Source organism: Kibdelosporangium phytohabitans, assembly GCF_001302585.1.
GTDB classification, from domain to species: Bacteria; Actinomycetota; Actinomycetes; order Mycobacteriales; family Pseudonocardiaceae; genus Kibdelosporangium; species Kibdelosporangium phytohabitans.
Map to the genome: position 1 here is coordinate 2888516 of NZ_CP012752.1, position 24511 is coordinate 2913026.

A 24511-nucleotide genomic window follows, 5' to 3' on the forward strand; every position below is an offset into this window, starting at 1 on the left:
ACCCCCTTTCGGACACTTGTTCCGGGAGGGGGTCCTGTCCTGTACGGGACCTAGGTCCCTATGGTCCGGGTGTCCGGCGCCCACACAATGGTGGTCAGGCGATGCCTGGGGAGGCGCCATGAGTGGGCTGACGACACCGACCAAGGGCTCGAACCCGGCTGCCAGGGCAGCGGCGGCGGCTGGCAACTGGGCCGACGACCGGCTGCACGCGGCCGGCGGGTTACGGCGTCAGTTCAACAAGGTGTTCCCGACGCACTGGTCGTTCCTGCTCGGTGAGATCGCGCTGTACAGCTTCATCGTGCTGCTGTTGTCCGGTACTTACCTCGCGCTGTTCTTCGACCCGTCGATGCAGCACGTGGAGTACCAGGGGTCGTTCACGGCCCTGCGCGGCGTGGAGATGTCGCGGGCCTACGAATCCGCGTTGAACCTGTCGTTCGAGGTGCGTGGCGGTTTGTTCGTCCGTCAGGTGCACCACTGGGCGGCGCTGTTGTTCATGGCCGCGATCGTGCTGCACATGTTCCGGGTGTTCTTCACGGGCGCGTTCCGTCGTCCGCGTGAGGCCAACTGGGTGATCGGCATCGTGCTCTTCCTGATCGGCACGATCGAGGGCCTGACCGGCTACTCGCTGCCGGACGACCTGCTCTCCGGCGCGGGGATGCGGGTCACGTCGGGGTTGATCATGTCCATCCCGGTGATCGGGACCTGGGTGAACTGGCTGCTGTTCCGCGGCGAGTTCCCCGGCGAGGAGTTCATCCCGTTCATCTACACCGCGCACATCCTGCTCATCCCCGGCATCATCCTGGCGCTGGTGGCGGTGCACGTCGGCCTGGTCTGGTACCAGAAGCACACGCAGTTCCCCGGCAAGCTCCGCAAGGAATCCAATGTGGTCGGTGTGCGGATCATGCCGTACTTCTCGCTCAAGGGCGGTGGGTTCTTCGCGATCGTCGTCGGGGTGATCGCGTTGCTGGGTGGCCTCTTCCAGATCAACCCGATCTGGAACTTCGGCCCGTTCAACCCGGCACACGTCTCGGCGGGCACCGTGCCGGACTGGTACATGGGCTGGACGGACGGCCTGCTGCGGCTCTGGCCCGCGTGGGAGATCTCGTTCTGGGACTACACGATCCCGGCGGCGTTCTTCCCGTTCATGCTGGGGCTGCCGTTGCTGACCGGGCTGGCGGCGGTGTACCCGTGGATCGAACGGAAGTTCACGAAGGACTACGCGCACCACAACCTGCTGCAGCGCCCGCGTGACGTGCCGGTCCGCACCTCGTTGGGCGCCATGGCGATCACGTACTTCATGGTGTTGCTGTTGTCGGCGGCCAACGACGTGGTCGCGGAGAAGTTCGACATCTCGCTGAACGCGACGACGTGGATGGGCCGGATCGGGCTGCTGGTGCTGCCGCCGCTGGCGTACTTCATCACGTACCGCATCTGCCTCGGCCTGCAGCACGCGGACCGCGAAGTGCTGGCGCACGGTGTGGAGACCGGCGTCATCAAGCGCCTGCCGCACGGTGAGTTCATCGAACTGCACCAGCCGCTCGCCGACCGCCCGCTGGTCTACCAAGGCACAGCTGTGCCGAAGAAGATGAACAAGCTCGGCTCGGCGGGGCGCCCGGTCGCGGGCACGCTGCTCAGCCCGGACCCCGTCGAGGAGACCGAGGCACTGGAGCGAGCCCGCTCGTCGGAACGGAACTAGGCGTCGGCGCCGATCGAGAAGGCGGCCTCGGTGTCCTGCCGGGAGTAGGACCGGAATGCGATGTGCGTGTCGGTCGCGACCACACCGGGGATCTTGCTGATCCGGCCGGGGATCAACTCGGCCAGGTCCTCGTGCCTGGCCACACCCATGATCGCGATCAGGTCGACGTCACCCGCGCACGAGTACACCTCGGTGACGCCCTCGACGTCGGCGATGGCCTGCGCGGTCTCGGGGATCGAGTCCGCATTCACCTGGATCATCACGATCGCCTTGATCACGGCGTGTCCTCCCTGGTCGATGCCACCCAGCCTAGACGGCCACGTGCCCCGTCGTGACGTCGACGTGGCCGGGCACCTCGTCGTGCTGGTCACCGACTGACAGCGTGCCGGTCGGCTCGACCAGCAGGACCGACGCGCCCAGCTTGGACGAGGGTTTGTGGAACGTGCCACGCGGCACCACGAACACCTGGCCCTGCTGGAGCGTGACGGTGCGCTCGCCCGCCGGTTCACGCAGGCCGATCTCGATCTCGCCGTCGACGACGAGGAAGAACTCGTCGGTGTTCTCGTGCACGTGCCAGATGTGCTCGCCGGCGAACTTGGCGATCCGGATGTCGTAGTCGTTGAGGTAGGCCACGATCCGCGGGCTCCACGCGTCGTCGAAGCTCTCGAGCGCGGTCTTCAGGTCGATCGGATTCATGGCGTCGATCCTGACCGCTGGTGTCCCGGGCAGGGGAGTGCTAGGAATCGCATATGGCGCAAGAATCCTCGCACCGGGTGGCGGTGATCGTCGACGAGGGCTCGAACCCGTTCGAGCTGGGCGTGGCGACCGAGCTGTTCGGACTGCGCAGGCCCGAACTGGACCGGCCGTGGTACTCGTTCGCGTTGTGCGCGCCGGAACCCGGGATCCGGATGCACCTCGGCATGTTCACGATGACCGGAGTGGCGGGAATGGACGCGGTCGACGAAGCGGACACCGTGATCGTGCCGAACCGCCCGGACCCGCTGAACGGTCCGGGGAACGCGGTGCTCGCGGCGATCGCCCGCGCGGCGGACCGAGGCGCCCGCCTGGTCAGCTTCTGCACCGGCACGTTCAGCCTCGCGGCCGCGGGTGTCCTGGATGGACGCCGCGCGACCACGCATTGGCAGTGGGCGGACGAGTTCGCTCAACGCCACCCGACTGTCCACCTGGAACCAGATGTGTTGTTCGTCGACGACGGTGACGTCCTGACGGCGGCGGGCAGCGCGGCGGCACTGGACCTGGGTCTGCACCTGATCCACCGCGACCACGGCGCGGAGGTGGCGAACGCGGTGAGCCGCCGTCTGGTGTTCACGGGCCGGCGTGACGGCGGGCAACGCCAGTTCGTCGAACGCCCGATCCCGGACGTGCCGGACACTTCACTGGCTCCGGTGCTGGAATGGGCGCGGTCGAGGCTGGGGCAGTCGTTGACCGTGGCCGACCTGGCGTCCCGCGCAGCCGCCAGTCAAGCGACGCTGCACCGTCGGTTCCGCACTGAACTGGGCACGACTCCGCTGGCGTGGTTGACCGGGGAACGGATCACCTTGGCCTGTCGGCTGATCGAGCGTGGTGAACTGCGTCTGGAAACGGTGGCCAGGGAAAGCGGTTTCGGCACGGCGGCGAACCTGCGCGCCCAGCTGCGTCGCCACACCGGTCTGAGCCCGTCGGCGTATCGCCGCCGATTCGGACCGGTGTGACCGGGCGCGTGCTGTTTGGTTCGGGGCGGTCACACGCGGCCGAGGCGCGCCAGCAACACGGCCGACGGCACGGGGTGGGCGCCACGTCGCCGCACGGAATCCGCCACGGCACGGTCGGACGTCACCACGACCACCGGGCGTCCCTCGGGCTCGGCGGCGACCAACGCGCGGATGACGTCGTCGGCGAGGACACCGGGGTCACTGAACAGGACCCGCACACCGCGCGGGGCCGCTGACGGTACGGCTACTACGCCGGCGCCGTCGAACACCAGCGTCACTTCCGCCGACGTCCGGGCGGCCAGGGCCGACAGCTGATGGGTGAGGCGTTCGCGTTGGTCGGCCAATGGCAGGTCCGGGTAGCCCGTCTTGGTGACGTTGTAACCGTCCACCACGAGGTGTACTGACGGCAACGCCAGCAACCTGTCCAACGCCGCCGGGTCCTCCACGCGGCCGACCGTGCCCTGGGCGGCCGTTGCGCCGCGGACCAGGTCGGCGGGGCGGGGGCCGCCGCCGCCGAGGGCCAGTTCGCGGCGCAGGCCGGTCACGGCTCCGTCCAATGTGTCCACCAGCAGGGCCAGTCGCACCTCGTCCGCCTGTCTGGCTTCTCTGGCCGACTGGCGTGCCACCTCGGCGTCCGATTCGGCGCGGCGGGCTTTCTTGCGTTCGAACTCCGCGCGGTCGCGTTCCCGGTCGCGTTGCCCGGTGAGGTCCGCTATCTGGGCGGCCACCTCCGTGCGCAGCCGGTCCATCTCGTCCTGTGCCGCCAGGGCCGCGTCCTTGGCTTCGCGAAGCTTCACGCCCTGCTCGCGCAGACGTTTGCGCAGCCGGTCCAGCTCGACTTCGGTGTCCGCCCTGACCACCTCGGCCGCGCCCTGCGCCACCTCCAGCTTGCCGATGGTCTGCTTGAGCTCGTTCTCCAGCCGGTCCGCTCTGGTCAGCGCCGCGTCGCGCTCGGCGCGCAGCACCGCGTCACCCGCGCGCCGGGAGACCAGCTCCAGGTAGTGCACGGCTGTCTCGTCGCCGAGGAGCACGGCCGCCGCTGCCGCCGAGGCCGGTTCGGCGCCGCTGACCTCCAGCGCCCCGGGCCGGTGCTCGCGGCACCACTCGACCACCGCTGTGCGGAAGCTCGTCGAGCTGCGCAACGCCGCCATGATCGACGCGCCGCCCAGGCGGGCCCGCTTGGCCGGGGCGAACTTCGCCACCGCGCGCAGCGACTGGGGGATGTCCACCCGGTTGAGGCCGCTGATGGCCTCCGCGCCGATCTCGGCGAGGCGGGACCGCACGGCGTCGGGGATGCCGTCCCAGTCCACCTCGGACGTGTCGACGAGCTCGTCCATCGGCTCGTCGGTGTCGTCCCGTTCGTGCGGCGCCATCTCTTCAGGTTAGTTGGCTTAATCCGAATTGACCCGCTGGGCCTGGTGTGACCGCACCGGGATTGTCGGTGGTCGGTTCTAGGGTGCCGCCTGATGAACACGCAGCTGTCGTTCGACGAACTCGGCACGCCGTTGCGGACCACCACGTTCGTGGTTTTCGACCTGGAAACCACAGGTGGCAGCGCCGAGCAGGACATGGTCACGGAGATCGGCGCGGTCAAGGTCCGCGGTGGGGAGGTGATCGGCGAGTTCGCCACGCTCGTCGACCCGGGCCGGGGGATCCCGCCGGAGATCGTGGCGCTCACCGGCATCACCGACGCCATGGTGTACCAGGCGCCGCCGCTGGACCAGGTGCTCCCGGCGTTCCTGGAGTTCGCGGCGGGCGCGGTGCTCGTCGCGCACAACTCGGGCTTCGACATCAGTTTCATGAAGGCCGCGTGCCGCCGGTACGGCTATCACTGGCCGCGGCCGGCGGTCGTCTGCACGGCACGCTTGGCCAGGCGCGTGCTGAGCAGGGAAGAGGCGCCGAGTTGCCGCCTGTCGGCGTTGGCCGCGTTGTTCCGTGCGGGCACCACGCCCAACCACCGCGCGCTGGCTGACGCGCGGGCGACCGTGGATGTGCTGCACAGCCTGCTGGAGCGGGTCGGGTCGGTCGGTGTGCAGTCGCTTGAGGAACTGCTCGACTACATCCCGGAGGTCACGCCCGAGCAGCGTCGCAAACGAACGCTCGCGGCCGACCTGCCCAGCGAGCCGGGCGTGTACATGTTCCGCGGGCCGCGTGACGAGGTGCTGTACGTCGGCACGGCGTCCAACCTGCGCAGGCGTGTGCGGCAGTACTTCACCGCGAGCGAGACGCGCCGACGGCTGCGTGAGATGGTCGGCTTGGCGGTCCGGGTCGACTCGGTGACCTGCGCGCACTCCCTTGAAGCGGAGGTGCGGGAGTTACGGCTGCTCGCCGCGCACAAACCGACCTACAACCGCCGCTCCCGCAACAAGTACCAGGCGTGGTGGCTGACGCTGACAGACGAGGCGTTCCCGCGGTTGTCCGTCGTGCGCACGCCACGAGACGGCGCTCTGGGGCCGTTCCGGACGCTGCGCGCGGCGGAAGGCGCTGCCGTCGCGTTGCAGGAAGGCACGGGCATCCGGCCATGCACGCAACGAATTCCGGTGCGAGCGCCCAAGGGCACGCCGTGCTTGTTGGCGGAAATTGGCCGATGCGCGGCGCCGTGCGCCGGTCACCAGACCGTGGCCGAGTATCGGCCGTACGTGGAAGCCGTGCACAGTCTCGTAGCCGGTCAGGGCGTCGATGCGTTGTGGCGTGCCGCCGCGCGGCTGACGCAGCTCGCGGACGCGCAACGGTTCGAGCAGGCAGCCGAGGGGCGTGACCGTCTCGCGGTGCTCGTGCGCACGCTGGACCGCGGCCAGAGCCTCGCTGCGCTCGCGTCGATCACCGAGCTCATCGCCGCGCGGCCGGACGGGGCAGGCGGGTGGGACTTCGCCGTCGTCCGGCACGGTCGGCTCGCGTCGGCTGGCAACGCGCCGCGTGGCGTACCGCCCATGCCGGTTGTCGAGATGCTTGTGGCGTCCGCGGAGACCGTCATCCCGTCCGATGGTCCGCTGTTTGGCGCGCCGCACGAGGAAGTCGGCGTGGTGCTGCGGTGGATCGAGCGTCCTGGCACCCGGATGGTCCGAAGCACGTCTCCGTGGACGGTGCCCGCCGCGTCGGCCGCGAGCTGGCGGCCGTGGCTGGAACGGGTCGACTCGGCCTGGGGCGCCCATCGCGCCCCGCAGCTCGACTGAGTTCCACGGGTGCCGCCATTTCCGGTGTACATCGGATCTGTGTCAGGTCACCGTTCTGACGGATTTGGCAATTCCCACCTGCTGCTTCATCTACCTGAACCGCTGGATGTTGACGTACTGAAAAGGTTTCCATACTCTCGCTGAGAGCTAGACATCCGATCTTTCGGCGACTCGGTGTGGAGTGCGGATGGAGATCTCGCGGCGGGGACTGCTGGGTGGCGCTGTCGCCGGGACCGTGCTGCGGGCGTCGCCCGCGAGTGCCCACGCCGCGGATGGCGTTGACTGGCCGCGGTTTCTCGGCACGTGCGACCTGGTGTGGCAGCGTGTGCCGCGGGCTTGGTACGAGGGACCTTTCCTGGGCAACGGGTTTCTCGCAGCCGCGGTGTACCGGGAACCCGGGGCCAACGCCGTCCGGATCACCGTCGACCACAGCCGGGTCCAGGACCACCGTCCGGAGTTCGGCAACGAGTGGGGCGTCGCGCGGCTTGCCGTCGGCAAGCTCGTGCTCACGCCGCGAGGCGCGATCACCGGCGTCGACTGGCGGCTCGACCTGTGGAACGCCGAGCTCGCCGGCGTGATCAGGACCGACCGGGGTGACGTGCGGATCAGGTTGTTCGTGCACGCCGGAACCGACCTGCTGAGCCTGGAAGTGGACGGACCGCACACCCTCGTCTTCGAACCCGCCGAGGCGTTGAGCCCGCGGACGATCCGGGAGCCACCGCCCGCGAACTTCCCGCGCAACCCCGAACCGGTCGTCAGAACCGAGCGGGACATCACAACCGTGGTGCAACCGATGGCCGCGGGTGGACAGACAGCGACGGCGTACCGCAAGCGCGGCACCACGTTCCTGCTCTCCGTGCAGCACTCGTACCCAGGCGTCACGGCCGAAGCCGACGTCAGGAAAGCCGTGCGGTTCGCCGGACCCGACCGGTTGCTCCGGCAGCAGCACCAGGACTGGTGGCACGCCTTCTACCGCAAGAGTTTCCTGTCCGTCCCGGATCAGCTGCTGCAGAGCTTCTACTGGATCCAGCTGTACAAGATCGCCTCCGCCTCCCGGGACACCGGGCCGATCATGGCCACCACCGGGCCGTGGATCGAGCCGACGCCGTGGCCGTCGCTCTGGAACAACCTCAACGTCCAGCTCGAGTACTGGCTCGCGTACGGCTCCAACCACCTGGAGCTCGACCCCATCCCGCGGACCGTGCGGGCCACGCAGAAGATCCTCATCGACGCGCTGCGACCGCAGTTCCGCGGCGACTCGATGGGCGTGCGGCGCAGCACCGACGCCCAGTTCGACGACGCCGGATACGTCGGCGCACCGGGCTTCTCCACAGACCCGGAGATCGGGGACCTGCCGTGGTTGCTGCACAACGTATGGCTGCACTACCGGCACAGCATGGACGACCGCGTCCTCGCCATCCTGTTCCCGACACTGCGCCGGGCCATGAACTACTACCTGCACTTCCTGTCCAAGGGCATGGATGGCAGGCTGCATCTCGCGCCCACCTTCTCCCCGGAGTACGGCACCGCGCCGGACTGCAACTACGGCCTGGCGTTGATCCGGTGGAGCTGCCGGACGCTGCTGGAGGTCGAGCCGGACGACCCGCTCGCGCCGAAGTGGCGGGAGGTGCTGCGTGATCTCGTCGACTACCCGGTCGACGCCAACGGGTTCATGGTCGGCACCGGTGTGCCGTTCGCCAAGTCGCACCGGCACTACTCGCACATGCTCGCGGTGTACCCGCTGTACCTGGTCAGTGCCGAGTCGGGGCAGCGTGACCTGATCGAGCGCTCGCTCAAGCACTGGATCAGCTTCGAAGGCGCGCTGCGCGGCTACAGCTTCACCGGCGCGTCGTCGATCTCCGCCGGGCTGGGTCGTGGCGACGACGCGCTGAAGTACCTGCGGGAGTTCGTCGCGAGGTTCGCCCAGGCCAACACGATGTACTTCGAAGCGGGCCCGGTCATCGAAACCCCGTTGTCCGGCGCGCAGTCCGTGCACGACATGCTGTGCCAGAGCTGGGGTGGCGTGATCCGGGTCTTCCCGGCCGTGCCGGGCGCCTGGCGGGACGTGGCACTGCGGGACTTCCGCACCGAGGGGGCTTTCCTCGTCACCGCGTCCCAGAGGGACGGACGGGTCGAGTTCGTCGGGGTACGCAGCCTGGCCGGGCAGCCGTTGAAACTCAAGGCGAATATCCCGGACCCGGAGGTCCACGGCGCGCGGAAGTGGCACAAGCAAGCCGACGGCACACTCGTCATCGAACTCGGTCAAGGACAGGAAGTCCTGGTCCACGAGAAAGGCAGGAAGCCGGACCTGACGATCAGGCCGGTGCCGATCAGCACGCCGGCTCAGCCATGGGGCCTGCCCCCGCTGCCGGACCAGGGCACGACCGTCACCGTCGACCTGACCGCCGCCATGGACAACGACGCCTTCACCAACGAGTTCCACATGGGCGACGGGGATTTCGACGGAACGGGCAACACCTACCCGGCCGCGCAACTGCCGCAGACCGGGCAGGCCAACGACGACGGATCCCGTTCGAGTTCGTCAACGGCAACGAAGGCGCCCCGAACAACATCGTCCCGCAAGCACAAGCGATCCGGCTTCCGTCGGGCAAGTACACGACCTTGCACCTGCTCGCGGCCAGCGACAACGGCAACACCGACCGGACGATGACCGTGACCTACGCGGACGGCACCGCGCAGGTTCCGTTGAAGGTCACCGACTGGCGTGCGCAGCCGGCGTTCGGTGAGACGGAAGCCCTGCGTACCAACCAGATGCACACCCGCGCCGGCCCGGCATCCGCCCGGCTGGCGATCTTCCACCAGAAGATCCCGCTCGACCCGGCCCGTGGCCTGGTCTCGATCACCCTGCCCGCGGCCACCACCCCGAGGCCGCACATCTTCGCCATCACACTGCAGAAGTCCTCCGCCGCCCCTGCTGAAGGAGGAAACCGATGACAGACACCATCAACCGACGCCGTGCCCTGGCCATCGGCGCCGGAGCGGTCGGCGCGCTGGCCGTCGGCGCCGGACCGGCGTCCGCCGCGGCCTGGCAGCTCAAGTGGAGCCCGGATCCGGCCAAGGACGGCCTGACCGCGTTCGAGGGCCTGGAAGACGACCGGGCCGGCTCGCACACCGGCGTGAAGCACATCTACGTCGAAGGCGACCACTGGCGGTTCGACATGCACACCCGTGACCGCGACGGCTCGGACCGGCAGCGCAACGAGTGCAAGGGCATGCGCCAGAACGGCAGCGTGCTGAAGATCAACAAGGACACGACGTGGCGGCTTGCCTACCAGGCGTTCTGGCCCAGCTCGCTGACGGCGACCACCAGGTTCACGCACATCATGCAGATGAAGGTGCAGGACGTCGGCGGTCCGCTGTGGACGCTCACACCCCGGCTGAAGGGCAAGCCGACGCTGACCGTGCTGACCCTCAAGGACGACGACTCGAACACCGAGCACATCCTCGGCGACTACGCGCCGCTGCAGAACAAGTGGATCGACGTCGAGTTCGAGTTCAAGGCGTCCAACAGCGGCGGCTACCTCGCCTGGACGGTCAAGGACGGCGGCACGGTCAAAGCCAGCGGTCGCACGACCAACGTCGACCTGTGGCGTGACAAGAACTACCTGCGGCCCAAGTGGGGTATCTACCGCAGCATCGAAAGCTCCGGCCTGCAGAACACCTACCAGCTCATCCGCGACTACCGCGCGTACCAGCTCGTCTGAAAGGGCATGGGGTGAAGAGACTCGTGGCACTGGCGGCCGGGCTGGCCTTCGTGGTCGTCCCGGCCGCCCCGGCGCCTGTCCTCGCGCTGCCGGACGGGCAGGCGCTGACACCGCCGATGGGATTCAACAACTGGAACGCCACCGGTTGCGCGGTCGACGAGAAGCTGATCAGGGACACGGCGGACCTGTTCGTCGCCCAGGGCCTGAAGGACGCGGGCTACCAGTACGTGAACATCGACGACTGCTGGGCGGCACCGGACCGCGACGCCACCGGCCGCCTGACCCACCATCCGCAGCGGTTCCCCAGTGGTATCAAGGCGATCGCCGACTACGTGCACGCCAAAGGGCTCAAACTGGGCATCTACACCAGCGCAGGCACCCTGACGTGCGCGAAGACCATGCCGGGCGCACTGGATCACGAGGAGGTCGACGCGCAGACGTTCGCGGACTGGGGCGTGGACTACCTCAAGTACGACAACTGCAACAACGAGAACCGCCCGGCGCTCGAGCGCTACACCAAGATGCGGGACGCGCTGAAGAAGACCGGCCGCGACATCGTGTACTCGATCTGCGAGTGGGGCCAGAACAAGCCGTGGGAGTGGGGCGCCGAGGTCGGGCACCTGTGGCGGACCACCGGCGACATCACCGACACCTGGCCCAAGGTCGTCGAGATCCTCAAGAAGAACGCGCCGCTGGCGCCGTACGCCAAACCCGGCGCGTGGAACGACCCGGACATGCTCGAGGTCGGCAACGGCGGGATGACGGCGACCGAGTACCGGTCGCACTTCAGCCTGTGGGCGATGATGGCCGCGCCGCTGCTGATCGGCGCCGACCTGCGCAGGATCTCTCCGGAGAACCTGGACATCCTGCGCAACAAGGAGGTCATCGCGCTCGATCAGGACAGGCTCGGCGCCCAGGGCCGTGTCGTGTCCCAGGTGGACGGGAAATGGATCTTCGTGAAGCCGTTGGCCAACGGTGACACGGCGGTCGCCTTGTTCAACGAGAACGCCGTCGCCACCAGGATCGGGACCTCGGCGCCGGCGCTGGGCCTGCCCCGGCGCCCGGCATACACCGCACGGGACCTGTGGCAGCACAAGGACTTCCAGACTGCTGGTGAGTTCACGGCGGTCGTACCCGCGCACGGCACGGTCGTGTACCGCGTGTCGAGCAGGAACTGGTGGAGCGCCGAGCCGCTGGTGTCGGCGGGCCTGGAACTGGGCGAGTCGATACCGGGCATCCCAGCCCAGATCGTGCCGGCCGGGCAGGCGTTCGAGGTTGCGGTCAGCGCGACCAACCACGCGGTGCTGCCGGTGATCAACCCCCGCCCACGGCTGTCCGTGCCGACCGGATGGCGTGTGGAAGTCCTGTCCCAGCAGCGGAAACTGGTCCTCGGATCGGGCGAGTCGGTGTCCGGCCGGTGGCGGATCACCCCGGCGGCGACCGGGAAACCCGAGCTGACCAGCGGCGTCGACTACGGCGGCGGCAGCGTCACCAGCACCACCGAGCTGATCGTCCCACCGGAGACACCCCGTGGCACGTCCCCGCTCGGCGACGTGCCGTCGGCGTGGGAGAGCGGCGGGTACGGCCCGGTCGAGCGGGACATGTCCAACGGCAGTTGGCAGCCGAAGGACGGGAAACCCTTGACCATCAACGGGACCGTGTACGCCAAGGGGATGGGTGCGCACGCGCCGACCGAGATCGTCTACTACCTCGGCGGCAAGTGCTCGGCCGTGACGTCGATCGTCGGCATCGACGACGACCGCAACGATGCCAACAAGGTCGGCTCGGCGTCGTTCGAGATCTGGGCCGACGGCGCCAAAGTCGCCGACAGCGGCGTCCGGACCTGGCGGGACGACCCGATCTCGATCACCGGTGCGTTGCGCGGCGCGAAGTTCCTGCGCCTGGTCGTCGGCGACGGCGGCGACAGCCCCAGCTACGACCGGGGAGACTGGGCCACCCCAGCCCTCACCTGCTGAAAGACCCTCGTGAGTGGTTAGTCCGGTTAGAACCGGACTAACCACTCACGATGGGTTCAGGAGGTCCGCAGCCACACAGCGGTGTCCGGTGGCAGGTGGTCGTCCGTCATCGGCCCGCTGGCCAGGATGACCGACTCGTGCCGGGGCAGTGCCACCGGTTCCGGCCCGAGGTTCACCACGCACGTGAACCCGGGATCGCGGGTGAACGCGATCACGTCGGCCAGGGACACGACCCAGCTCATCTCCCCGTCGCCCAATGCGGGCTCGTCGCGCCGGATCCGCAACGCCTTGCGGTACAGCGAAAGCATCGAGTCCGGATCCGCCGCCTCGGCCTCCGCGGTGTACGCCGCCCACTCGGCCGGCTGCGGCAGCCACGCGCCGCCGGTGCCGAACGAGAACGGCGGAGCGGCCGAGCCCCACGGGATCGGCACCCGGCAGCCGTCGCGGCCCGGGTCGGCGTGCTTCGTGCGCTCGAACACCGGGTCCTGGCGCAGTTCGTCCGGGATGTCCTCGATCTCCCACAGGCCCAGCTCTTCGCCCTGGTAGACGTACACTCCGCCGGGCAGCGCCATGGTCAGCAACGCCGCCGCGCGGGCCCGCCCGGTGCCCAGTTCGCGGTCGACCGGGGTGCCGTGCCGCCGGTCGGCGAACTCGAACCCCGTGTCGCCCGAGCGGCCGTAGCGCGTGACGTGCCTGGTCACGTCGTGGTTGGACAACACCCAGGTCGGCGGGGCACCGACCGGCCGGTGTGAGTCCATACTGGACTGGATGACCTCGCGCAGCCGCTTGGCGTCCCACGGGCAGGACAGGAAGTCGAAGTTGAACGCCGAGTGCAGCTCGTCGGGCCGCAGGTAGCGCGCGAACCGGACCGGGTCTGGCAGCCACATCTCGCCGACGAAGATCCGCTCGCCCGGGTAGGAGTCCGAGATCTCGCGCCACGCGCGGTAGACGTCGTGCACGCCGTCCATGTCGGAGAACGGCAACGGCACCGTGGTCACGCCGTGCACGTCGGGCAGCTGCGGGTCCTTGATCAGGCCGTCGGCCACGTCGATGCGCAGCCCGTCGATGCCGCGGTCGAACCAGAACCGGAGTATGTCGCGGAACTCCGCGTGCACCTCCTGGTTGGTCCAGTTGAAGTCCGGCTGGCGTGAGCTGTACAGGTGCAGGAACCACTCGCCGTCGCCGACCCGGGTCCACGCCGGGCCGCCGAACCGGGACTGCCAGTCGTTCGGCGGCAGCTCGCCGTGCTCACCGCGGCCGGGGCGGAACCAGAACCGCTGCCGCTCCGGTGATCCGGGCCCCGCCGCCAGCGCCGCCTCGAACCACGGGTGCTCGTCGGAGCAGTGGTTGGGCACGATGTCGATGATGATCCGGATGCCGAGCGCGTGCGCCTCCGCGATCAGCAGTTCCGCTTCCTCGAGCGTGCCGAACGACGGGTCGATGTCCCGGTAGTCCGACACGTCGTAGCCGCCGTCGTCCATCGGGGACGGGTACCACGGGCAGAACCAGATCGCGTCGATGCCCAGGTCCGCCAGGTACGGCAGGCGCGAGCGGACGCCGGCGAGGTCGCCGATCCCGTCGCCGTTGCCGTCGGCGAAGCTGCGGAGGTACACCTGGTAGATCGCCGCGCCACGCCACCAAGCGGTTGGCGTGCCCGGGGAGAGGTCGTTGGAAACGGACACGGGGGTTCCTCCCTGTGATGATGACTTCCCTGTGGTGGGGAATGTCAGCCCTTGACGCTGCCCGCGGTCAGGCCGGCCAGGACGTGCCGCTGGAAGAACAGGAACAGCAGCACCATCGGCACGCTGGCCAGCACGAGCCCGGCGAGCAGGATGTTGAGCGGCATGTCGACCTCCATCCGCTGCAGCGCCACCGAGAGCGTCTGCCTGGTCGGGTCGGGGAAGACCAGCAGCGGCCAGATGAAGTCCTTCCACGCGGCCACGATGGCCAGGATCGACACCACGGCGATGATCGGTTTGGAGATCGGCAGCACGATCCGCACCAGGATCCTGACCTGGCTCGCGCCGTCGAGCACCGCCGCTTCGAGCAGCTCACCGGGGATCTGGTCGAAGAACCGCTTCAACAGGTAGATGTTGAAGGCGTTCGCGGCGGCGGGGAACCAGATCGCGGTCGGCGAGTTGATCAGGTTGACGCCGAGAATCGGCAGGTCGGTGATGGTCACGTACGTCGGCACCAGCAGCGCGGACGCGGGCACCATCAGCGTCGCCAGCATCAGCGCCAGTATCTTGTCGCCCAGCACCGGGCGCAGCTTCGACAAAGCGTAGGCGGCCGGGACGTCGACCGCCAGCTGGATCAGCCACGCGCCCAGCGCGACGAGCACGGTGTTGCCGAAGTACGTCAACAGGTTCAGCCGTTCCCACGACTCGCCCCACACGTCCGGGTGCCACTGGTCCGGCAGCAACGTCGGCGGCGTGCGGACGAGTTCGGCCGGAGCCTTCATCGCGCCGGTGATGGCCCAGTACAGGGGGAACACGAACGCCAGCAGGAACAGCACCATGACGACGGTGAAAACCAGCCAGTAGACGGCTTTGCCGCGCCCGCTGCGCAGCTGCGCCGGCGAGACCAGGGTACGCATCAGTCCTCGCTCCTCATCCTGGTCAGCCGGAGGTACAGGCCGGCGAAGATGCCCAGCGCCACCAGCAGCAACAGGCTCATCGCGCTCGCCGAGCCGAAGTCGTTGTACGTGAAGGCGTAGCGGTACAACAACAGCAGCACGGTGACCGTCGAGTCCTCCGGTCCGCCGCCGGTCATCACGTACGGTTCGGTGAACACCTGCATCGTGGCGACGACCTGCAACAGCAACAGCACCATCAGCACGAACCGGGTCTGCGGGATCGTCACGTGCCACAGGCGTTTGAACAGCCCGGCACCGTCCAGTTCGGCCGATTCGTAGAGCTCACCGGGAATGGTCTGCAACGCGGCCAGGTAGATCAGCGTGGTCGAACCCATGTTGGCCCACGTGGACACGATGACGAGCGAAACCATCGCCGTGCTGGAAGAGTCCAGCCACGCGCTCTCCGGCAGGCCGACCGAGCCGAGTGCGGCGTTGGCCAGCCCCGGGCCCGGGTTGTAGATCCACTTCCACAGCATCGCCACGACCACCGGCGGCAGCATCACCGGCAGGTACACCGCGACCCGGAAGAACGCCTTGGCGTGCCGCAGTTCGTTGAGCAGGACCGCGGTCACGAACGGCACCGCGAAGCCGAGCACCAACGCGATCGCCGTGAACTGCAGCGTGTTCAACCAGGCAGTGGCGAACAACGGGTCGGCGAACAGCCGCGCGAAGTTGTCGAACCCGACCCACTGGGGCGGGTCGACGAAGTTGACCTCCTGGAAGGACAACAGGACCCCGCGCACGATCGGGTACCACGAGAACAGCGCGAAGACCACGAGTGCGGCGGCCAGCAACCCGTACGCCGTCAGGTTGTCGTTGATCTTGCGCCGCGACCTGGTGGTCGTCTTCACCGCGGGCGGGGCCTCGACCGGCCACTCGCGTGACCCGGTCGAGGCCGGGGCCTCACTTGACTTGAGCGAGGGCACTGTTGACCTTGGCTTCCGCTTCGGACAGCAGCTGATCGACGTTGGCGTCCTTGTTGGTCAGCACGCCCTGCATCACGTTGTCCAGCGCGGCGTAGATCTGCTGGGCGTTCGGTGGCTCCAGGTTGCCCTTGAGCTTGGTGTTGCCGTCCAGGTAGGACGCGAAGTTCTGCTCCGGTACGTTGGCGTTCCTGGTCTTGAGCTCCGCCTGCCTGGCGCGGGTGTCCCCGGTGTAGATGTCCGGCGTCGGGACCGCGGGCAGGCCGATCGGCTGCTTCTCGTCCAGGTACTGCTTGACGCGCTGCTCGATCCGGTCGGGCGCGAGGTACTTCCAGTCGATCCACTTCAGGCCCGCCTTGATCTTCTCCGGCGACGCCTTCGGGTTGATCATGTAGCCCTCGCCGCCGAGCAGGGTGCCTTGCCCGCCGGGCATCGCGGCGACGCCGTAGTCCTCGTACTTGCCCTTGAACTCCTTGACCAGCACCGGAACGTTGTCCGGTGCGCCGAGGTACATGCCGAGCTGGCCCGCGCCCATCAGGCGCTGCACGTCCGTGGCCTCAAGCAGTTGCTTGTCGCCCATGGCGTTGTCGGTCCAGCGCATCTCCTTGAGCAGCCGCAACGCCTCTTTGACCTTGTCGTTGTTGAAGTCGGCCGTCCACTTCTCGCCTTCCTGCTTGGCGATCTGGCTGCCCATCGCGTACGCCCACGTGACCAGGTGCCAGCCGCCCTGGTTGTTCTTGCTCAGGTCGGCGAACCCGACGGTGCCGTTGCCCAGCGCCGAGATCTTCTGCGCGGCCGTGCGCACCTCGGCCCACGTGGTCGGCGGCGTGTCCGGGTCGAGGCCGGCTTTGGTGAACAGCGCCCGGTTGTACAGCAGGCCCATCGAGTAGTTGGCCGTCGGCAGGCCGTAGATCTTGCCGTTGCGGTCCTTGAAGATGTCCAGCAGCGCCGGTTGCAGCTGCTTGATCACCGCCATGTCCTTGATGTGGTCGGTGATGTCGGCGGCCTGCCTGCGGGCGATGATGTTCGCCGGGTCGGTGAAGTAGACGTAGTAGACGTCTTCCAGCTGTCCGCCCGCGAGTTTCGCCGAGAAGGTCTTGGGGTCCATGAACCCCTCGTGCGCAACGACGTCGATGTCCGGGTTGAGCTTCTCGAACTCGGCGACGTCCGCGTCGAAGATCTTGCGTTCGACCGCCTGGCTGCTCGGCGGCTGTCCGGTGACCGTGATGGCCACCTTGCCGCCCGCGGACGGCTGGTTGGAAGACTCGCTCCCGCAGGCCGACAGACCTGACGCCCCGGTGACGACACTGACGGCGACAAGAACTGCCGCCCTGCGGGTGAGGGTTCTGTGCATGGCAAGCGCCCCATCTCAGCTTCCGACGACGCTGTGTGATGGCGCTCACCTTAAGAGACTCGAACGAGCCTCCGCAATATGTCGATGAAATTTCGCAAGTAAAGAACAGCTCACCGAGTGCTGGGCGCAGTCGACCCCCGTACGACGAGTTCCGGCTCGAACAGCAGCTCCTCGTCGGTCACCGAAGCGCCGTTGATCTGCATGGTCAGCAGGTCGACCGCGGCCCGGCCCATCGCCTCGATCGGCTGGCGGATGGTCGTCAGCGGCGGGTCGACGCAGTTCATGAACGCGGAATCGTCGTACCCGATCACCGAAACGTCTTGCGGGACCGACAGCCCCTGGCGGCGCACCGCGCGGATCGCGCCGAGCGCCTGCGGGTCGCTCGCGCACACGATGCCGGTGATGCCGCGTTTGACCAGGCGCGCCGCCGCGGCCTGGCCGCCTTCCAGTGAGAACATGGCGTGCTCGAACCAGTCCGGCGCCACCTCGATGCCCGCCGCCTTCGCCGCCGTGGCGAACGCGTCCTGCTTGCGCCGGGACGGCACGTGGTCGCCCGGCCCGAGCACCATGCCGACCCTGGTGTGCCCCAGCGAGACCAGGTGGGTCAGCGCCTGCTCGGCGGCGACCGCGTCGTCGCAGGACACGCGGGGGAACCCGAGGTGCTCGATGGCCGCGTTGATCAGCACGGTCGGCAGGTTGCGCTCGGTCAGCCTGCCGTAGTGGTCGTGGCCCTGGTCGGCCTGCGCGTACAGGCCACCGGCGAACACCACCCCGGACACGTGCTGCTGCAGCAGCAACTCGATGTAGTCGGCCTCGGAGACCCCGCCCGCCGTGCGGGTGCACAGCACCGGCGTGAACCCCTGCTGGGCCAGTCCGTTGCCGATGATCTCGCCGAACGCGGGGAAGATCGGGTTCTGCAGCTCCGGCAGCACGAGCCCGACCAGCCGGGCGCGTTCGCCGCGCAGCTGCGTCGGCCGCTCGTAGCCCAGCACGTCCAGAGCGGTCAGCACGGCGGTCCGGGTGCTCTCCGAGACACCCGGTTTCCCGTTGAGCACCCGGCTCACGGTCGCCTCACTCACGCCGACCTTGCGGGCGACTTCAGCAAGTCTTCGCGTCATGAACGCAACTATACGACAATGCTTGCAGTGTGTTTGCGACCGTTTGCGGCCGGATTCATGATCGAGTGACCCGGGGTGGTTCACCGGATCGTGGCGTTACGGACGCGCCGTCCAACCGTTGTGCCTGGTGTGCGGGTAGGTGCGGGGCTGCTGGCTGTGGCCGTGCTGCTGGGCGCGCAACCGCCGGAAGAGGCGGGAGTCGTGCCAGGAGCCACGACGCCCGATTCACGGCCGGGTGAGGCGTTCGCCGACCCGGTCGTCGCGCAGTTGCAACGGACCGCGTCGGACGTGCAGCGTGAACTCGGTTCGCTCGCCAACGACATACACGCGGCCGAACAAGCCGTACGCGAGTCGTCGGCCGCGTTGGACAAGGCACGCGCCGCACGGGAGGCAGCCGACGCCGCCGTCCGTGCTCGCCAGGCCGACATGGATCGGTACGCGGCGGCGCTGCTGGGCTCGTACGGCCGCCCCAACCAGTTCAAGGTGTTCCTGCTGGCCCGGTCGCCGTCCGATTTCCTCGGCGGTTCCAGCCTGATGGCCCGCGTGCAGGAAGCCGAGACCGAAGAGCTCACCGGGGCAATCCAGCGCCACCAAACGGCCGTACGCGCCGAAACCGCGGCGTCAGCGGCGGCGAAGAACGCCACGGACCGCAAGACGGACCTGGACCGCCGCAACGGCGACGCCACCAACCGCGCGGCGGCACTCACCGGCGAGTTCCGCGCCACACTCGCCCAGGCCAACTCCGCTGTCGTGGCGATGCAACAGGCGCAACGCACCCGCAACGAGCAGACGGCGGCGAACTGGCGCGCGTACACGGACGAACTGATCGCCGCGGGCATCAAACCAAGCGCCAACGCCACAGAAGTCACCTTGCCGTCGGGTGAGCGCCTGCTCGTCATGCCCGAGACCACCGTCCGCGCGGTCACAGCCGCCGTCGGCGCGTTGGGCAAGCCGTACGTGCCGCAGGGTGACGGCCCGGACGCCTACTCGTGTGACGGGCTCACCCGTGCCGCCTACGGCCTGCAGGGTTCCGCGGCCGAGCAGATGGCCGTGCTGCAGCCCGTCACAGACCCGCAGCCCGGCGATCTGGCGTTCATCGGGCCGGGACGCTACGGCGTGCAGAGCGTCGGTGTGGTGCTGGACCCGCGCACGATGGTCACCGCCGACGCACGGCTCGTCGGTGTCGTCGTGTCCGACATCCCCACCTCCGTCCTCGGCTACGCGCGACCGTCGCTGCCGCGCAGGCCTGCCCAGCCCGTGCCACAACGCACGGACACCGGCCTGGTGTGGCGATGCGGGGGAGTGGACCTGCCCACGGGCGGCTGGAGCGGCTATCCCAACGGGCTCATCCCCGGCTCGGCGCTGTGCGCCATCGGCGTCGGCACGCACCGGTTGCGGTGCGACGCCGCGTTCTCGTTCCAAGGCTTGTCCGCGGCGTTCGGCACTGCGTTCGGGCGGCCGTTGTGCGTGACCGACTCGTACCGCACGTTCGAGGAGCAGGTCCGGCTGTACGGCGTGAAGCCCGCGTTGGCGGCGGTGCCCGGGACCAGCAACCACGGCTGGGGGCTCGCGGTGGACCTCTGCGGCGGCGCGCAGTCGTCCGGCACGGCCGAGCACGCCTGGCTGCGTGCCAACGCGGGCCGGTTCGGCTGGCGCAACCCGCCGTGGGCGCAACCGGGACGCGGCCGGGAGGAGCCGTGGCACTGGGAGTTCGGCACCGGCTGACGGCCCCGGAAAGAACAAGACTGTTTCTTCGCAGGTCGGAGCGGCACTCTCGGCGGCGTGTCCACGCAGATCGAGATGGAACAGGTCCACCTCACCGTCCTCTACGAGCGCCTCGACGACCTGCGCGCCGAAGCCGCCAGGCATCTGGCCACGGCCCAGCCCGCCGAACGGGCCTACTGGGCGGGCGAGACCGCCCGGCTGGACTCGGTCGCGGACGGCCTCTGCTTCGGCCGTGTCGACCTGGACGACGGCAGCAGGCTCTACATCGGCCGGGCCGGGCTGTTCGACGGTGACGAACCGCTGCTGATCGACTGGCGCGCACCCGCCGCCCGGCCGTTCTACACGGCGACCGCGGCGGCGCCTGAGGGCGTACGCCTGCGACGGCGGATCACGACCCGGGGACGCACGGTCGTCGACGTGAACGACGAACTGCTCACCGCCGAGGCGGCCGGTGAGCATGACTTGGCGGGCGACGCCGCGCTGCTGGCAGCCGTCAGCGCGGGCCGCACCGAGCACATGGCGGACATCGTCACGACCTTGCAGGCCGAACAGGACCGGATCATCCGTGACCCGTACGCCGGTGTCCTCGTGGTGCAGGGCGGTCCTGGCACAGGCAAGACCGCTGTCGCGCTGCACCGGGTCGCGCATCTGCTCTACGCCCGCCCGCACCTGCGTACCCGCGGTGTCCTCGTGATCGGCCCCAGCACGTTGTTCCTGGACTACATCGGCCAGGTGCTGCCCGGCCTCGGTGAGAACAGCGTGGTGACCGCGACCATCGCCGACCTGCGCCCCGGCACACCCGTCAGCCGGACCGCCAGTGACGAGGAAGCGCGACGCAAGGGGAGCGCGCAGGCAGCCGGCGAACTGGCGTCCGCTGTACGCGACAGCGTCCACGTTCCCGCTGAGCCGGTGGAGGTCGTGTTCGAACAGGAAGCGCTGTCCTTGTCCCCTGCGGACTGCCGTCGAGCCGTCAGACGGGCCAAACACGCGGGTCTGCCGCACAACCAGGCGCGGCTGGTGTTCCACCGCGAAGTTGTCACAGCGCTCGCCGACAGTCTCGCCGCGCGCCTGGAAGCCGTGACGCTGACCGACACCGGGGAGGCGATCGACGGCGGTGACCCGGATGGGCGGCTGAGTGCGGCGGATCTGCGTGCGCTGGAGGCAGCGGGCGTGATCGTCGACTGGACGGACTCCGCGCCACGGCGCCTGCTGGACGACACGGACGTGGCCCGGCTGCGTGACGCCTTGCTCGCCGATGCCCGCGTCCAGGACGCCCTGGACGGGATCTGGCCGCCGTTGGCCGTGGCCGAACTGGTGCCCGGCCCCTGGTCGCCTGTGGACATCCCGTTGCTCGACGAGGCCGCCGCCCTGATCGACGGCGGCGACGGCACCACCTACGGGCACATCGTGGTGGACGAGGCACAGGAACTGTCCGAGATGGCGTGGCGGATGCTGATGCGCCGCTGTCCCAGCCGGTCCATGACGGTCGTGGGCGATCTGGCCCAGACGAGCGACCCGGCCGGGGCGACGACGTGGCCGGACATGCTCCGGCCGCACGTGGCCGACCGGTGGGAACTGGCCGAGTTGACCGTCAACTACCGCACCCCGGCCGAGATCATGGCCGTTGCCAACGAGGTGCTCGCGGACCAGCCGGGCTTCCGGCCGTCCACGTCGGTCCGGTCGACCGGGGTACCGCCACTGGAGGTGACCGGAAGCCTGGATCTCCTCGGCGATCTGGTGGCCCGGATGCCGGGAAGGGTGGCCGTCATCACACCGCAACGGCACTTGGCGCCTGTGGCGCACCAGTTCCCGGAAGTCGTGTCGTTGACACCAGGGCAGGCCAAGGGACTGGAGTTCGACTCGGTCGTCGTGGTGGACCCGGACGCGATCGCCGCCAGCGGCCCCCGTGGCCGCAACGACCTCTACGTGGCCATGACCAGGGCGACCCGAAGCCTGGCCGTCCTCCGCACGAGACAGTGACGCCGAAGTCGGTCGACCGGCTTGGTCGCGCCGGTGGTTCATGCCGCGCAACACGCCCGATGCCGCCCTGGCCGCAGCGGAGGGCAGGCAAAGGCGCGGTGTCGGTGGATTGGAATGACAGGCTCTGGGGGCGGAGGCTGGTTGTCCCCGTGCACGGGGCGGTGATGCCGGGGGCGGTGGTCGGCTTGGTCGTGCCGGTGGTTCATGCCGCACAACACGCCCGATGCCGCCCCGGGGCAGAGCGGTGAGCAGGCACGGTGCGGTGTCGGTTGCGTGGCGTGGAGTGGAAATGACCGGCTCTGGGGCGGAGGCTGGCTGTCCCGTGCACGGGGCGGTGATGCTGGTGTCGGTTGACTGGCTTGGTCGCGCCGGTCGTTTCCGCCGCGCAACACGCCCGATGCCGCCCCGGGGCAGAGCGGTGAGCAGGCACGGTGCGGTGTCGGTTGCGTGGCGTGGAGTGGAAATGACCGGCTCTGGGGCGGAGGCTGGCTGTCCCGTGCACGGGGCGGTGATGCTGGTGTCGGTTGACTGGCTTGGTCGCGCCGGTCGTTTCCGCCGCGCAACACGCCCGATGCCGCCCCGGGGCAGAGCGGTGAGCAGGCATGGCGCGGTGTCGGCTGCGTGGGGCGGGGCGGAAACGACCGGCTCCCGGCGACCAAGCCCGTCCGAGCGAAGCGAGGACCGTCCAACACTGTCAGAGGTGACCGCTATGGTGGCCTCAATCGATCGAACATACGATCGAACGACTGGCTTGGGAGCTGGACATGGTCGTCGACTGCGGCAGCTGTGAAGTGCGGGGAAAGGCTTGCCAGGAGTGCGTTGTCAGTGTCCTTCTCGGTCCGCCGAGCACGGTCGAACTCGACTCGTCCGAGCAGCGGGCGATCGACGTGCTCGCGGGCGCTGGGATGGTTCCCAAGCTCCGGCTCATTCCCATCACCCCGGTGAACACTCCCGAGGTCGCCTGATCGGGCGCCGAACGGTACCCGCTGGGCGGTGAGCGGCATCGCAGCGTGGTGACCAGGGTTGTTGTTGTCGTCACATCGGGGGGTCGGCACTGCTCCGTTGGGGTTTATCGGTCACTCGAACGAGTTTTTTCGCCGACCCGCTGGACGGGTGCCGCCTCCTTTCGTAACCTGTCCGAGATCTCGCGGCCCCCGGTCACCCACCAAGGGTGATGACGCGAGAACACCGCCGAGCCAGTTCGTCGGGAACTGGACCGGACCCCCACCGGTTGGGAGCAACGCCGGAACACAGAGTGCGTGTCCACTCGCTTGTCCGGCCGCTCGCCGAGGGTGCCCCCGCGCCCCAGCGAGTTGTTGTCCCTTCCCTTGGCGGTAGCAGAGACGAAGGAGACACGCGCGACGTGGCGTCGCAACGACTCAAGCGCAGCATGCGTGGAGCACTGACAGCGTCCGCCATCATCGCGATGGTCAGCACCATCCCCGCTCCGGCGATCGCGCAGCCCCCCGCTCAGAACAACGAGTCCGAAGCCCTCAAGAAGTTCCGCGAGCTGTCGGCCCAGTCAGAGGTCGTCAACGAGGAGTTCAACAAGGCGACGGACGACAAGAACGCCAAGCAGGCCGAGCTGGACAAGGCCACGGCGGACTTCAACGCGGCCAACCAGGCCAAGACGTCGGCGGCGGCGACCGAGAACCAGTACCGCGGCCAGGTCGAGGAGCTCAGCTCGGCCTCGTTGCGCGGTGCCCGGTTCAACAAGCTGTCCGCACTGCTCACCGGTACCTCGGCGCAGGACTTCCTCGACCGCTCGTCGGCGCTGAGCGTGCTGGCGGCGGACAACAACAAGGCGCTCACCGAGCTGCACAAGGCCGTCACCACCGCGACGGAGTCCGAGACCAAGGCCGCGGACGCGCAGAAGCGCGCCGCCGCGGCCAGGGACGCGGCGGCCAAGCTGCAGGCCGAGATCGACGGCCGCCGCCAGGAACTGCAGAAGCAGATCAACGAGGTCAAGGCGGCGCAGGCCAAGCTGTCGCAGGCCGAGAAGGCCAAGCTGCAGGGCCCGGCCGACAACGGCGTGTACATCGGCCCGCCCGGTGCCGCCGGAACGGCCATGAACGCCGCGCTGGCCCAGCGTGGCACCCCGTACGTGTGGGGCGGCTCGAAGCCGGGTGGCTTCGACTGCTCCGGTTTGATGATGTGGTCGTACGCGCAGGCCGGGGTCAGCCTCCCGCGCTCCAGCCGTGCGCAGTACGGCGTGGGCCGCTCGGTGTCCCGCAACGAGCTGATCCCCGGTGACCTGCTGTTCTACGGCAGCAGCGCCGGTTCGATCCACCACGTCGCGATGTACATCGGCGGCGGCCGGATCGTGCACGCCTCGACGACCGGTACGCCGGTCAAGACCGAGACCTCCATCGAGGGTGGTGGCCGGGACTACTTCGGCGCCAAGCGCGTGGTCGGCTGATCCCCGGATCAAGCGGATGTGACCCCTGGCCGGTGGTGCGGGCCAGGGGTCACGTCGTTTTCAACGGCCGGGGCA

At 68.8% G+C, this 24511-nt stretch carries 19 protein-coding genes; 11 read left to right on the forward strand and 8 right to left on the reverse strand.

Annotated features, from left to right (window positions below):
• Positions 1-118: 118 nt before the first annotated feature.
• The gene (qcrB, locus tag AOZ06_RS13510; RefSeq protein ID WP_054289700.1) at positions 119-1696 is read left to right on the forward strand and encodes a cytochrome bc1 complex cytochrome b subunit; all 1578 of its coding nucleotides are present in this window, start codon (positions 119-121) and stop codon (positions 1694-1696) included.
• Here qcrB and AOZ06_RS13515 read toward each other — a convergent pair.
• Positions 1693-1974 carry an Lrp/AsnC ligand binding domain-containing protein gene (locus AOZ06_RS13515; protein ID WP_054289701.1) on the reverse strand — a complete coding sequence of 94 codons (282 nt, stop codon included), beginning with the start codon at positions 1972-1974 and terminating at the stop codon, positions 1693-1695. The genes qcrB and AOZ06_RS13515 overlap by 4 nt on opposite strands.
• Positions 1975-2005: 31 nt before the next feature.
• Positions 2006-2392 carry a cupin domain-containing protein gene (locus tag AOZ06_RS13520; protein ID WP_054289702.1) on the reverse strand — a complete coding sequence of 129 codons (387 nt, stop codon included), beginning with the start codon at positions 2390-2392 and terminating at the stop codon, positions 2006-2008.
• Between the two features lie 53 nt (positions 2393-2445).
• Between AOZ06_RS13520 and AOZ06_RS13525 the strand changes: the two genes are divergently transcribed.
• Positions 2446-3408 (forward strand): helix-turn-helix domain-containing protein, encoded by a 963-nt coding sequence (locus AOZ06_RS13525; protein ID WP_054289703.1) that lies wholly within the window; start codon positions 2446-2448, stop codon positions 3406-3408.
• A gap of 29 nt (positions 3409-3437) precedes the next feature.
• Here AOZ06_RS13525 and AOZ06_RS13530 read toward each other — a convergent pair whose 3' ends face one another.
• A complete protein-coding gene (locus tag AOZ06_RS13530; RefSeq protein ID WP_083471666.1) occupies positions 3438-4781 on the reverse strand; it encodes an NYN domain-containing protein in 1344 nt (447 codons plus the stop codon).
• A 93-nt stretch (positions 4782-4874) separates the two neighbouring features.
• Between AOZ06_RS13530 and AOZ06_RS13535 the strand changes: the two genes are divergently transcribed.
• From AOZ06_RS13535 to AOZ06_RS13550, 5 genes are all read left to right on the forward strand, one after another.
• A complete protein-coding gene (locus tag AOZ06_RS13535) occupies positions 4875-6581 on the forward strand; it encodes a DEDD exonuclease domain-containing protein (protein WP_054289704.1) in 1707 nt (568 codons plus the stop codon).
• Positions 6582-6768: 187 nt separating this feature from the next.
• Positions 6769-9252, forward strand: coding sequence for a glycosyl hydrolase family 95 catalytic domain-containing protein (locus tag AOZ06_RS13540; RefSeq protein ID WP_225954836.1), 2484 nt, complete (start codon positions 6769-6771; stop codon positions 9250-9252).
• Complete coding sequence (locus tag AOZ06_RS58860) at positions 9249-9536, forward strand: hypothetical protein (RefSeq protein ID WP_218921983.1); 288 nt, start codon at positions 9249-9251, stop codon at positions 9534-9536. Before AOZ06_RS13540 ends, AOZ06_RS58860 begins: the two co-directional genes overlap by 4 nt.
• Positions 9533-10306: a hypothetical protein gene (locus tag AOZ06_RS13545; protein ID WP_054289705.1), complete on the forward strand. Its 774-nt coding sequence runs from the start codon at positions 9533-9535 to the stop codon at positions 10304-10306. Before AOZ06_RS58860 ends, AOZ06_RS13545 begins: the two co-directional genes overlap by 4 nt.
• An 11-nt stretch (positions 10307-10317) precedes the next feature.
• Positions 10318-12282: an NPCBM/NEW2 domain-containing protein gene (locus AOZ06_RS13550; RefSeq protein WP_054289706.1), complete on the forward strand. Its 1965-nt coding sequence runs from the start codon at positions 10318-10320 to the stop codon at positions 12280-12282.
• A 56-nt stretch (positions 12283-12338) separates the two neighbouring features.
• Here the strand turns inward: AOZ06_RS13550 and AOZ06_RS13555 are convergent, their stop codons facing one another.
• From AOZ06_RS13555 to AOZ06_RS13575, 5 genes are all read right to left on the reverse strand, one after another.
• Positions 12339-13964, reverse strand: a complete 1626-nt coding sequence (locus AOZ06_RS13555; RefSeq protein ID WP_054289707.1) for a glycoside hydrolase family 13 protein — start codon at positions 13962-13964, stop codon at positions 12339-12341.
• A gap of 44 nt (positions 13965-14008) precedes the next feature.
• Positions 14009-14878 (reverse strand): carbohydrate ABC transporter permease, encoded by an 870-nt coding sequence (locus tag AOZ06_RS13560; protein ID WP_054289708.1) that lies wholly within the window; start codon positions 14876-14878, stop codon positions 14009-14011.
• Positions 14878-15843, reverse strand: coding sequence for a carbohydrate ABC transporter permease (locus AOZ06_RS13565; RefSeq protein WP_054289709.1), 966 nt, complete (start codon positions 15841-15843; stop codon positions 14878-14880). Before AOZ06_RS13565 ends, AOZ06_RS13560 begins: the two co-directional genes overlap by 1 nt.
• Complete coding sequence (locus AOZ06_RS13570) at positions 15821-17194, reverse strand: ABC transporter substrate-binding protein (RefSeq protein ID WP_054289710.1); 1374 nt, start codon at positions 17192-17194, stop codon at positions 15821-15823. The genes AOZ06_RS13565 and AOZ06_RS13570 overlap by 23 nt, the downstream gene beginning before the upstream one ends.
• A 110-nt stretch (positions 17195-17304) precedes the next feature.
• Positions 17305-18312: a LacI family DNA-binding transcriptional regulator gene (locus AOZ06_RS13575; RefSeq protein ID WP_054289711.1), complete on the reverse strand. Its 1008-nt coding sequence runs from the start codon at positions 18310-18312 to the stop codon at positions 17305-17307.
• A 129-nt stretch (positions 18313-18441) separates the two neighbouring features.
• Between AOZ06_RS13575 and AOZ06_RS13580 the strand changes: the two genes are divergently transcribed.
• The 4 genes from AOZ06_RS13580 to AOZ06_RS13595 all read left to right on the forward strand — a co-directional run bounded on the left by AOZ06_RS13580 (position 18442) and on the right by AOZ06_RS13595 (position 24436).
• The gene (locus tag AOZ06_RS13580; protein ID WP_236952203.1) at positions 18442-20037 is read left to right on the forward strand and encodes a D-alanyl-D-alanine carboxypeptidase family protein; all 1596 of its coding nucleotides are present in this window, start codon (positions 18442-18444) and stop codon (positions 20035-20037) included.
• A gap of 57 nt (positions 20038-20094) precedes the next feature.
• Complete coding sequence (locus tag AOZ06_RS13585; protein ID WP_417999951.1) at positions 20095-22017, forward strand: HelD family protein; 1923 nt, start codon at positions 20095-20097, stop codon at positions 22015-22017.
• Positions 22018-22781: 764 nt separating this feature from the next.
• Entirely contained in the window at positions 22782-22982 is a 201-nt protein-coding gene (locus AOZ06_RS13590) for a hypothetical protein (protein ID WP_054289713.1), read from the forward strand.
• A 398-nt stretch (positions 22983-23380) separates the two neighbouring features.
• A complete protein-coding gene (locus tag AOZ06_RS13595) occupies positions 23381-24436 on the forward strand; it encodes an NlpC/P60 family protein (RefSeq protein ID WP_063810032.1) in 1056 nt (351 codons plus the stop codon).
• Positions 24437-24511: the final 75 nt, after the last annotated feature.